At 29.2% G+C, this 11,900-nt stretch carries 10 protein-coding genes; 1 reads left to right on the top strand and 9 read right to left on the bottom strand.

Translation table 11 applies throughout. From position 1 onward, the window contains the following. Positions 1–86 precede the first annotated feature (86 nt). The 3 genes from AACZ53_RS10590 to AACZ53_RS10600 all read right to left on the bottom strand — a co-directional run bounded on the left by AACZ53_RS10590 (position 87) and on the right by AACZ53_RS10600 (position 3,119). Complete coding sequence (locus AACZ53_RS10590) at positions 87–1,022, bottom strand: calcium/sodium antiporter (protein ID WP_339838074.1); 936 nt, start codon at positions 1,020–1,022, stop codon at positions 87–89. Positions 1,023–1,030: 8 nt separating this feature from the next. Beyond that, entirely contained in the window at positions 1,031–2,254 is a 1,224-nt protein-coding gene (gene mnmA, locus AACZ53_RS10595; RefSeq protein WP_339838076.1) for a tRNA 2-thiouridine(34) synthase MnmA, read from the bottom strand. A gap of 70 nt (positions 2,255–2,324) precedes the next feature. Then, positions 2,325–3,119, bottom strand: a complete 795-nt coding sequence (locus tag AACZ53_RS10600; protein ID WP_339838078.1) for a hypothetical protein — start codon at positions 3,117–3,119, stop codon at positions 2,325–2,327. Positions 3,120–3,269: 150 nt separating this feature from the next. Here AACZ53_RS10600 and AACZ53_RS10605 point away from each other — a divergent pair, with 150 nt between their 5' ends. Further along, complete coding sequence (locus AACZ53_RS10605) at positions 3,270–4,214, top strand: fasciclin domain-containing protein (protein WP_339838081.1); 945 nt, start codon at positions 3,270–3,272, stop codon at positions 4,212–4,214. A gap of 405 nt (positions 4,215–4,619) precedes the next feature. Here AACZ53_RS10605 and yidC read toward each other — a convergent pair whose 3' ends face one another. The 6 genes from yidC to AACZ53_RS10635 all read right to left on the bottom strand — a co-directional run. Continuing rightward, positions 4,620–6,506, bottom strand: coding sequence for a membrane protein insertase YidC (gene yidC, locus AACZ53_RS10610; protein ID WP_339838083.1), 1,887 nt, complete (start codon positions 6,504–6,506; stop codon positions 4,620–4,622). Between the two features lie 51 nt (positions 6,507–6,557). Beyond that, positions 6,558–8,192, bottom strand: coding sequence for a CTP synthase (locus AACZ53_RS10615; RefSeq protein WP_339838085.1), 1,635 nt, complete (start codon positions 8,190–8,192; stop codon positions 6,558–6,560). A 99-nt stretch (positions 8,193–8,291) separates the two neighbouring features. After that, the gene (locus AACZ53_RS10620) at positions 8,292–8,522 is read right to left on the bottom strand and encodes a DUF3820 family protein (protein ID WP_339838088.1); all 231 of its coding nucleotides are present in this window, start codon (positions 8,520–8,522) and stop codon (positions 8,292–8,294) included. 1 nt (position 8,523) lies between these two features. After that, the gene (locus tag AACZ53_RS10625) at positions 8,524–8,928 is read right to left on the bottom strand and encodes an OsmC family protein (protein WP_339838090.1); all 405 of its coding nucleotides are present in this window, start codon (positions 8,926–8,928) and stop codon (positions 8,524–8,526) included. Further along, on the bottom strand, positions 8,928–10,850 hold the full coding sequence (locus AACZ53_RS10630; RefSeq protein ID WP_339838092.1) for a LysM peptidoglycan-binding domain-containing protein: 1,923 nt from the start codon (positions 10,848–10,850) through the stop codon (positions 8,928–8,930). Before AACZ53_RS10630 ends, AACZ53_RS10625 begins: the two co-directional genes overlap by 1 nt. A 24-nt stretch (positions 10,851–10,874) precedes the next feature. Continuing rightward, on the bottom strand, positions 10,875–11,900 hold a 1,026-nt coding region (locus tag AACZ53_RS10635; protein ID WP_339838094.1), incomplete at its 5' end, for a LysM peptidoglycan-binding domain-containing protein.

An 11,900-nucleotide genomic window follows, 5' to 3' on the forward strand; every position in this document is an offset into this window, starting at 1 on the left:
TATATGAAATAAATAAAACAATAAGAAGTAGTAACTTTTTCATTTTTCTATTTTAGTTCAAATATATAAAATTCTTAAAGAAGCTTTTACATAATTGTAAAATAAATGAAAACACAATAACTTACCAACAATAAAATTCCTTCTTTAAAACTTAAACTTCCTCTTTTGGGTAATAAAACTAAAGGTAATAATAACAAACTAAAACCAAGCATCCAATAAATATCTTGACTTAATATTCTTGGATCAATGTTTTCAATTGGTTTTATTATAGCTGTAATTCCTAAAACACTCAAAATATTGAATATGTTAGAGCCAATAATGTTTCCGATTGAAATATCATTTTCTTTTTTAATACTTGCAATAACTGAAGAAGCTAATTCAGGAATACTTGTCCCAATTGAAACAACTGTAACTGCTATAACTCGTTCACTTACACCTATAGTTTTTGCAAGATTTACAGCTCCTTCTACTAATAATTCAGAACCTGCCCAAAGTGCAAAACCTCCAATGGCTAGAAATCCGAAAATTTTGATATAAGGCATTGCTTCTTCTTTGATTTCAGAAATATCTGCAATTACTTTTTTATTTTGTTTGACTAAATAAAGTAAAAATAGAATCAGTAAAACAATAAATGTAAAACCTTCACCTCTACTTAATTTTCCGTCCATAAGTAAGAAAACAAATAATAAAGTTGAAGCAATCATTTTTGTAGGCCAATCTGTTGAAAAAAAACTTTTATCTATTTGAATGGCATTAATTAAAAGTACAATTCCAAGCACTAAGCCTATATTACCAATATTAGAACCAAGAACATTTCCAACCGCAATATCTGGATGACCATCTAAAGCTGCTTGAACGCTCACAATAAGTTCTGGTAAAGATGTTGCAAAGGAAACCACAGTCAAACCAACTATAATTTTTGAAATATTTAATCTGTAAGATAATCCTACAGCAGATTTTAACAACCAATTTCCACCAACAACTAATAAAACTAACCCTGAAATTATATAAAAAAAATTCATGTACTATTTTATGAAATTACACCACTACCTAACAACTCTTCACCTTCATACCAAGCTACGAATTGTCCTTCTGTAATAGCCGATTGCGGGTTATCAAAAACAACATACATTCCTGATTCAAATTGGTGCAAAGTTGCTTTATCTAAGGGTTGACGATAACGAATTCTTGCCATAACTTCTCTTTTTTCGTCAGGTTGTAATCGCAAGTCTTCTCTTATCCAATGAACTTCATCAGACTTAATGAATAAAGCATTTTTATATAAACCAGGATGATTTGAACCTTGACCTGTATAAATAATATTTTCTTTAACATCTGTCTGAATGATGAATAAAGGTTCTTTTGTTCCTCCAACATTCAATCCTTTACGTTGTCCATTTGTAAAATAATGAGCTCCTTGATGTTTTCCTACCACTTTAGCTTTAGCATTTGAAAAATCTAATTTTCTCGCTTGATATTTAAAAGTATCTTCAATATTTACAAATTCTGTAGTTGCTAACTCAAATATATCATCTTCTGCATCAACTTCAACAATAACACCTTCTTTTGGTTGTAGTTTTTGTTGTAAAAATTCAGGTAAGCGGACTTTTCCGATAAAACATAAACCTTGTGAGTCTTTTTTATCAGCCGTTACTAAATCCATTTGAGTAGCAATTTCTCTTACTTGTGGTTTTGTCAATTCACCAATTGGAAATAAAGCTTTAGCTAATTGTTCTTGCGATAATTGACATAAGAAATAAGATTGATCTTTGTTATCATCTTTTCCAGCTAACAATTGAAAAACTTCCTTTCCGTCATTTTCAATGCTTGATTTTCTACAATAGTGACCTGTTGCCACATAGTCTGCACCAAGTGACAAGGCAATTTTCATGAAAACATCAAACTTAATTTCTCTGTTACAAAGAACATCTGGATTTGGAGTTCGACCTTGTTCATATTCATTGAACATATAGTCCACAATTTTTTCTTTGTATTCTTCTGATAAATCTACCGTTTGAAATGGAATTCCTAATTTTTCGGCCACTAAAAGTGCATCATTACTATCTTCTAACCAAGGACATTCATTTGATATTGTAACGGTATCATCATGCCAGTTTTTCATAAATAAACCAATAACTTCATAGCCTTGCTCTTTCAATAAATAAGCTGCAACACTTGAATCTACTCCACCCGAAAGTCCTACTACGACTCTTTCCATTTTATTTTTATTATTTTTTTTGCCAAAAGGCCACAAATATTTTTATTATTATTCGTTGGCTAAAGCCAAACGAAAATGATTTGTTATAATTTCTGAATTCTGTAAACTATTTTTTCTTTTCTTTTTTAATCCTTTTTCTTTCTTTTACTACTCTATCTTTCATTTCTCCAGGAATTTTTTCTCCTTCTGGGTTTATAGTATATTCAAAGTTTTTTGCAGTATATTTTCTTGCCGTTTCTTCTTTAACGACTTTCCCTTTTTCAAAGGTTTTCCATACCCCTACTTTTAGGCCTTCCTTATATTGACCTTGAATTGAAATATTTCCTAAACCATCAAAAAATGTTGCCTCTCCATGAAGTTGATCATTTTTATAATTTAAATCTTCAAGAATTTTTTCGTTAACACCATATTTTTTATAGTTTCCATCTCTTTCTCCATCACTAAAATTTATAATTTCTGCTAAAGAACCATCATCATAAAAGATTTTTTTAACTCCATTAAGTTTTCCTTTTTTATAATTTTCGCTAGTCATTATAACTTTAGATTCTTTATGGTATATTTTCCATTCCCCTTCATATTCTTTATTTATTAGCAAACCTTCGCTAACAATGTTATCTTTCCGGTCAAACATCGTAACATAACAAGAACCATTTTCTTTAGAGAAATCTCTTGTCGCTATTACTTTTCCTAATTTAGTATCATCAAAATATTTAAAAACTCCTTTTTCTTTTCCGTGTTCAAAAACACCTTCATATCTTGGACGATTAGACTCTTCATACTTTCCTTTCCATAAACCATGACGTTCTCCTTTGGAGTCTAGCTGATTTATGCTTTCTTGAGAAAACAACAATGCTGAGATAAAAAATAAAAGAATTGTAACTGTTTTTTTTGTTTTTAACATATGTTTTATGTTTTTTTAATTTTTATTAAATTGATAGTCAAATACTTAAACAATTTGTAAAAAAAGTTAATTTATGCTTTATGTTTTTATAATCGTTTTGTTTATTGTTTATGATTTATTAAATTTGATTAAACAAAAAATATAATTACTATGAAAAACATTGCAAAATTAATCAAATTAACTTTAATCATCACTACAAGTGTGATGATGTTTTCGTGCTCTAACGATGATGATGATTCTATTGTTGTTCCTCCAGTTGACAACTCAATCGCTGGAATTGCATCACGTACACCTGAATTCTCTTCTTTAGTTGCTGCTTTAGCAAAAGCTGATTTAGTGCAAACATTAAGCCAAGATGGTTCTCTTACTGTATTTGCTCCAGATAATGCTGCATTTGCAGCTTTCTTGTCAGCAAATGGTTATGCAAACCTAGATGCTGTTCCAACACCTGCATTGAAAGAACTTTTATTAAACCATGTTGTTGCAGGTACAAATCTTTCAACAGGCCTATCTACTGGTTATGTAAAAACTCTAGGTAAAGGAGCTGCTTCAACTACAAACACATTAAGTATGTATATCAATACTTCAAATGGTGTTAGTCTTAACGGAGTATCTAACGTAACACAGGCTGATATTATTGCAACAAATGGAGTAATTCACAAAGTAAGTGCGGTAATTGGTTTACCAACTGTTGTAACTCATGCCGCTGCAAATTCTAATTTCACAGTTTTAGTTGGACTTTTAGATGATCAAGGTTTAGTACCAACATTATCTTTAACGACAGGAACTCCAACTCCTTTTACAGTATTTGCTCCTTTGAATACTGCATTTACACAACCAGTTCTTGATTTATATGGTACTTTAACACCTACGCAAAAAACAGAACTGTTAACTTATCATGTTGTTGGTGAAGCAAATGTGTTATCTACTGGCATTCCAACAACACCAATTACTACGCTTCAAGGTGGAACTTTTACAGTTGCTGGAACAGTTATTACTGATGCTATTGCTGCACAAACTAATATTGTTTTAACTGATGTTCAATGTTCAAATGGTGTAATTCACGCTGTAGATAGAGTATTGCGTCCGTTTTAATTAAGTAAAAATGCTATGAAAAAAAAGCCATTCATTAATTTGAGTGGCTTTTTTTATTCTTCATATATGAAAAGACGACTAATATCATTTATTTAGACTTTTTTACGTCATTTAATTTTTTAAATAATAAAATATATCTTTCTCAAAATTTTTTTTTAAACTAATACATCTTTTTAAACTAATAGTAATTATTACAATTATGTGAAAGCACTTGACATTTTTTTAAAGTAATTCAGCAAATAGAAACTTAAAAGTATATCAATAGAAAATCAATTATCTAGTTTAATAAACTAACTCCTGTTCTAGATTTATCAATTTAAATTTTATTTAGTTCATTGATTTAACCAATAAAAAAAATCCCTGCCAAAAAAAGCAGGGATTTTGTTTTTAATATGTATGCTTTATTTATTTTTTCTTTTGAGCTTTAGCTTCTTCAGCTTGTTCCATCATTTCTCTCATTTTTTTCTGGAATTTGCTTTCTTTCTTCTCTTTGGTTTTATTAACCTGAATTTTAGCGTGAATTTTTTCGTCATTTACAATGTATTTCTTAATAACTAACATAATTCCGATTGTAATTAAATTAGAAATAAAGTAATATAAACTCAATCCTGAAGCATAGTTATTGAAGAAAATCAACATCATCAATGGTGAAATATAAATCATAATTTTCATGATTTTTCCCATATCTGGCATTCCTTCTTGTGTTGGAGCACTCATTTGTTGATCTCCGGTTGTCATTCTCATGTAAAAGAAAATAGCAACAGAAGCCAAAATTGGAAATAAACTTACGTGATCGCCATAAAAAGGAATTCTAAATGGCAAATGATAAATAGCATCATAAGATGATAAGTCGTCTGCCCAAAGGAAACTTTTTTGTCTTAAATCGAACATCGAAGGAAAAAACTGAAACAAAGCATAAAAAACTGGAATTTGCATAACAGCGGGCAAGCAACCTGCCATAGGGTTTACTCCGGCTTTAGAATACAACTTCATTGTTTCTTGTTGTTTCTTCATTGCATTATCCTTGTATTTAGCGTTTAATTCGTTAATTTCAGGACGCAATACTTTCATTTTCGCTTGTGACAAATATGATTTATATGTAATTGGAGACATCACCAATCTTACCAAAATCGTAAAAATGATAATTGATAATCCGTAACCAAATCCAATAGAAGAAATAAATCCAAATACTGGAATAAATACCCAACGGTTAATCCATCCGAAAATACCCCAACCTAATGGCATAATTTCGTCTAGATTTTTTTCATAACTAGTTAATGTTTCATATTTAGCTGGACCGTAATACCAGTTCATAGCATAATTAAGTTCACCATTTTTGAAATCTAAAGGAACTTTTGCTATGAAGTTTTTAGTGTAAACTGTATCAATTTCTTCATCGTGAACTAAATTTTGAGATTTTAATTCAGCTGTTTTAAAAGGAGTATCTGTTAATAAGATTGAAGTAAAAAAATGTTGTTTAAAAGCAATATAACTTACATCTTTTACAATATCATCATCATCTTTTGCAGCACTTAAATAATCGTCTTTTCCTTCTTCATATTCATAAACCATTTCTGTGTAACGGTTTTCATATGAAATACTTTTTTCGTTTCTAAAGGCTTTTAATTGCCATTCTAAATCTAATGCTTTTGAAGTATTAATTACATTTGTTAAACCTTGTGTTTTAATTCCAAAATCTAACATGTATTCTTTAGGTTTCAATACATAACGATATTCTAAAAACTGATTTTCACCTGCTTTTAATCGCATTGTTAAAACTTGGTTTTCTCCATCTTTTGTCAAAGTTGGCTCAAAAAACATGTTTTTTGTATTTAAAACACGATTATCTTTTGTATTTAAAGTAATATTTAGATTAGCGTTATTTTCTTTAATAATTTGAACATCCTTTTTTGAATTTCTTTCAAATTGTTTAATACCTTTAACAGTTGCTTCTACTATATAACCACCTTTATTCGCTATCTTTAAAGAAAGGACGTCATTTTCTATAGTTGTAACATTTTCTTTTGCTGATGGAAGAGTTGAAGAATAAGCAAATGACCCTAATTGTGCTTTAGCTTGTTCATTTTGCAAAGAATCATTTGTAACAACTGGAGCAATCTGTGGAGTTTGTTCTGTTTTTACTGATTCTTTTTGTTTGTCAATTTGCTCTTTTTTTGCTTTAGCATCTTGTTCTTCAGGTGTAGGTGTATTGGTATATAACATCCACATTAAAATCCCTGAAATTAATACAAATCCAATAATTGAATTTAGATCTAATTTTTTTTCTTCCATTTTTAGTATATATTCCTTTAGATTAATCCAAAGGGAATTAATTTATTATAATTAAACTGTATGACTCTTCAGTCTATTTGCTTTATTTTTAACTACAGCTTTTACAAAACTCACAAATAAAGGATGAGGATTTACAACTGTACTTTTATATTCTGGATGATATTGTACTCCGATGAAAAACGGATGATCTTTTATTTCTACAATCTCAACCAATTTTGTATCAGGATTAACACCAGATGCAATTAAACCTGCATTTTGTAATTCATCTAAATACTTTGCGTTAAATTCGTATCTATGACGATGACGTTCAGAAATTTCGGCTGTTCCATAAACTTCATTTGCTAATGTTCCTTGTTTGATTGAACATTTCCAAGCACCTAAACGCATAGTTCCACCTTTATTTACAATATTTTTTTGTTCCTCCATTAAATTAATGACAGGATACTTAGTGTTTTCATTCATTTCAGTTGAATTTGCATCTTTGTAACCTAATACATTTCTTGCATACTCAATAACAGCCATTTGCATTCCTAAACAAATTCCTAAAAACGGGATTTTATTTTCTCTTGCATAACGAACAGTATCAATTTTTCCTTCAATACCACGATTACCAAATCCAGGAGCAACTAATATGCCATCTAAACCTTTTAATTGTTTTTCTGCCGTTTTGGCATTTAAAAACTCAGAATGAACAGAAATGACATTTACTTTTGTTTCATTTGTAGCACCAGCATGAATAAAAGCTTCAAGAATTGATTTATATGAATCTTGTAATTCAACATATTTACCCACTAAACCAATATTGATTTCATGTTTTGGGTTTTTATGCTTTTGAAGAAACTCATTCCAATGTTTTAAATCTGGACTATTTTTTTCAGGTAAACCTAATTTCTTAAGTGTGACAGTATCTAATCCTTCTTCTAACATTAAATTTGGTACATCATAAATTGTTGAAGCATCAATAGATTGAATTACAGCTTCTTTCTTAACATTACAAAATAAAGCTAATTTTTGACGTAATTCATCTGATAGTTCGTGTTCTGTTCTACAAACTAAAATATCTGCTTTAATTCCGCTTTCCATTAATGTTTTAACAGAATGTTGCGTTGGTTTTGTTTTTAATTCACCAGCAGCAGCCAAATACGGCACTAAAGTTAAATGAATACATATGGCATTTTCATCACCTAATTCCCATAATAATTGACGAACCGATTCTATATAAGGTAATGATTCAATATCACCTACAGTTCCACCAATTTCTGTAATAACTATATCATAATCACCTGTGTTACCAAGTAATTGCATACGTTCTTTAATTTCATTTGTAATGTGAGGAACAACTTGAACTGTTTTTCCTAAAAATTCACCTCTACGCTCTTTTTCAATAACCGAAAGATAAACTCTACCTGTTGTAACATTATTAGCTTGAGAAGTAGGAACATTTAAAAAACGTTCGTAATGTCCTAAATCTAAATCTGTTTCTGCTCCATCATCCGTTACATAACATTCTCCATGCTCGTATGGATTCAAAGTTCCTGGATCAACATTGATGTATGGATCAAATTTTTGAATAGTTGCCCTGTAACCTCTTGCTTGTAATAATTTTGCTAAAGAGGCAGCGATAATTCCTTTTCCCAAAGAAGAAGTCACACCACCAGTAACAAATATATATTTTGTTTGATTCATTGTGTAGTTGTTGTTTGTTGTGTTGTTGTTTAAAACGTGCAAAAATACGATTTATAATTGATAATTTACAATTGAAAATTAGCAATTATTTTAATTTATTTAATTCGGTTTGCGGAAATTTCTTCGAATATTTCTAATTAGTTCTTCCAAACCATTTAGTTTAAGTTCATAAACTAGTTTAAGTTGTTCTCCTAATTGACCTTTTGGAAAACCTTTGTTATGATACCAAACCACATAATACTCAGGTAAATCGATTAAATATCTACCTTCATATTTACCAAATGGCATTTTAGCATGAGCGAGTTTAACTAATTGTTCTTGATTTGTCAAATTACTTCCAATTAAAAGTAATTTCTTTTTTAATATCTGGGTGCAAACTATAAAGAACAGGACAAGTATTAGCAGTTCTTTCTAAAATAGTTTTAGTTTTTTCATCAACACTTATGTTGAAATTAAAAATAATATGAATTTCAGAAATTCTTCTTGGTTCGCTGGCCATTATTTTTGTTACTTCTGCGGTAGAATTTGATAAATCGCTATTCATATCCTGAGCTTTAATTCCCATTACAGTAAACATACAAGATGCCAAACCGTTTGCTACAGTATCTGTTGGAGAAAATGCTTCTCCTTTTCCGTTGTTATCTAAAGGAGCATCAGAAATAATTTCTGAACCTGAATTTATATGTATAGAAGAAGTTCTTAAATCTCCTAAATAAGTCACTTTTGATGTTGGCATTATTTTACTTCTTCTATGGTTAATTCGTCTGTATAATACATTAGATAAATTCCGGTATTATAATTACCATCTTCGATTTTTCTATAATTAAATTTACTTTGCAATTGTTCTGAAGTCAAACCTGTAGTAGAATTCACAAATCCGTTTTCTTCATACATTCTCAAAATAGTATCGAAAGTTACATCAAAACCTCGTGTAGCAAAGAAATTAGGATTAACATTATTATCTTTCTTGAATTTTTCTTGAAAAGACTCATAATATCCACTTTTATTAGTTCTAGTTACAGAAGGAAACATCATTTTTAAATCTGTATATCTTTTTAAAGGTATTTCTTCAAATTCTAAAGCATCATAAATTTCGAAAACAACTAATTGAATGTCATATTTAGATTTTAATTTAGATAGAATACTTGTTGTACTTAAAATTATATTTGTTTTTTCGGTATCAAGAATTACAAAATTCTTTTTAGTTGGATCTAAAAGTGATGTAATATTTTCTGCTGTAACTGTACCTTTTTCTGTTAAAGGAACCATTTTTAATTCAGGAAATTGAGCCAATACTATTTCTTTATTTTCTTGTTTTTTATTGCTAAAAATTGCCAATACATTTCCATTATTTTTCTTGAAGTGATTAAATAACATTTCACGCATCAATTCATCTGAAGGTCTTGCATAATAAATATTAGGATATGGCTTTCCGTTAGTTACAGACAAAGGAGAAATAATGGGAACATTATATTTTTCTAAAGCGATTGCCGTTTGTTCTACTTGTGAATTTATTAAAGGACCAACGACAGCATTTACCTTTGAAAAATCATTTTTTTGAATAATTGAATTCAAGTTATTTGATGTTTTTTTGGATTCAAAATCAATAACTTTTACTTTTAAATTACTGTAACCCATTCTTTTTGCAGAATCAATTGCAATTAAAGCACCAGCATAATAATCTAAAGCAATATTAGTTAATTGTCCGTTTTTAGAATTTAAAAACTCTGATTTACTTCTAATTGAATCACTTTCCATCATTGGAATATTAAACGGAAGAAGTAAAACTAAAGTTTTTTCAACATCGCTTTTTTTAGCTACTAATTTAGTTTTATCTGAAGTTGACTCTAATACTTTTAAAGTATCACTTGGAATATTAATAACTAAACCTTCTTTAAAACCTTCGCTTAAAATTGGGTTTAACTTTAATATTTCCATTTGAGAAACGTTAAACTTTTTAGAAATTCCGTAAAGGGTTTCTTTGGGTTTAATTTCATATTGCTCATAATCCGATTTTTCTTTTGAAATTGCTCTTTTTCCTTTTTTAGTTACCGCAATAGCAATTCCGACAGGAAAACCATCTTTAATTTCAGGATTAAGTTCTTCTAATTCCTCAATTGTCAATTCAAACTTTTTAGCAATCCCATATTTTGTATCTTCTGGCTGAATTATATATTTGCCATAATCTAATATCGAATCTTTAACCGTTGTTGGAATTACATACTTTGGATCTAAAGGCTTTTTTACAATTAACACTTGTCCTTCTTGTAAACCATCTCTAACAATTACTTTATTCCAATTATCTAAATCATCAATAGTAATGTTGAATTTTTTGGCTAAACTATATTTAGTGTCTTTGGGTTGAACTATATAAGTTTCAAGAGCTTTAGACTCAATAGTTACTTGACTCTCTTTTTTTGAATCTTTAACTTTATAATTTTGTAAACTAATTAATAATACTTGATTCTCATTAATTCCGTTTTTTGCTTCTGGATTAAGCTTATAAATATCATAAGGTGTTACTTTATACTTTTTAGCAATTTGAGTAACAGTTTCTCCTGCCAAAACAGTATGCTTAACATAATCCTTATTGGGTTGAGCAAAAGAACTAAATGAAACCAGCACTATTAACAGAAATATCTTTTTAATTTGATTCATAAAATTGAAATTAATTCAGGACAATTATTTTTTTACTTTAATACGTATTTCTTGACCTGATTGAAGGCTTTTTGTTAAAAGAGATTCATTTTGTTGTTTAATATCATCAATAGAAACATTGTATAATTTTGAAATACTATATAACGTTTCTTTTGGTTGCACCAGATGTTTTATTTGTGTAAAGTCATCAGGATTTGAATCATCAACAGCTAGTTCTTCTGTTTTTATTAATTTTTCAGTTTCAGTTTTAACTTCATTAACAACAATTGCTTTATTTGTTTTTATCTTTAACACTTGTCCAGATTGCAGTCCGTTTTTCAACAGAGCTATATTATCAGCTGTAATTTCATCAACTGTTGTGCCATATTTTTTTGATATGCTGTAAAGTGTTTCTCCCAAACTTACTTTATGTGTAATTTCAGACAAAGAATTGTTATTATCTTGCTCAGTTGATATTGTTGATACAACTTGCTTTTGTTCATTATTAATAAATAAATTTTGTGCTACTGGCATTTTTAAAGTTGATCCTGATTGAAGTCCTTTCTTTAAAACTTTTCCATTTTCTTTTTCAATTTCTTCAACAGTCACACCATATTTTTTAGACAAACTAGTAAGTGTTTCTCCAGACGCCACTTCATGGTCAATAAACTGTTTTTTATCTGATATATTTAATTTTGATATAGCTTCACGTCTACCGTAATTTGGGTCTTTTGTATCTTCAGAATTTGAAACTGCAGCTAACGCTTCTTTTTCTTTAGCTTCGGCAATTTTAGCATCTGCTAATTCCTTTTCTTTTTTACGCTCAAGTAATGCTAATTTTTCTTTTTCTCTTTTTTCTTTTCTTTGAGTAATTATTTCTTGGCTCTTAATAGGCTGAGGAATGTATAAAATCGTTCCTTCGCTAATTCCGTCTATTGCCTTTTTGTTTAACCTATAAATTTCGGTTGGAGAAACAAGGTATTTTTTTGAAATCATTAACATAGTTTCACCTAATGCAACTTTATGTGTTACAATTTCAACATCATCATCTTCTTGACTGTAACCCATTTG

The sequence above is a fragment of the uncultured Flavobacterium sp. genome (genome assembly GCF_963975005.1).
Classification (GTDB): Bacteria; Bacteroidota; Bacteroidia; order Flavobacteriales; family Flavobacteriaceae; genus Flavobacterium.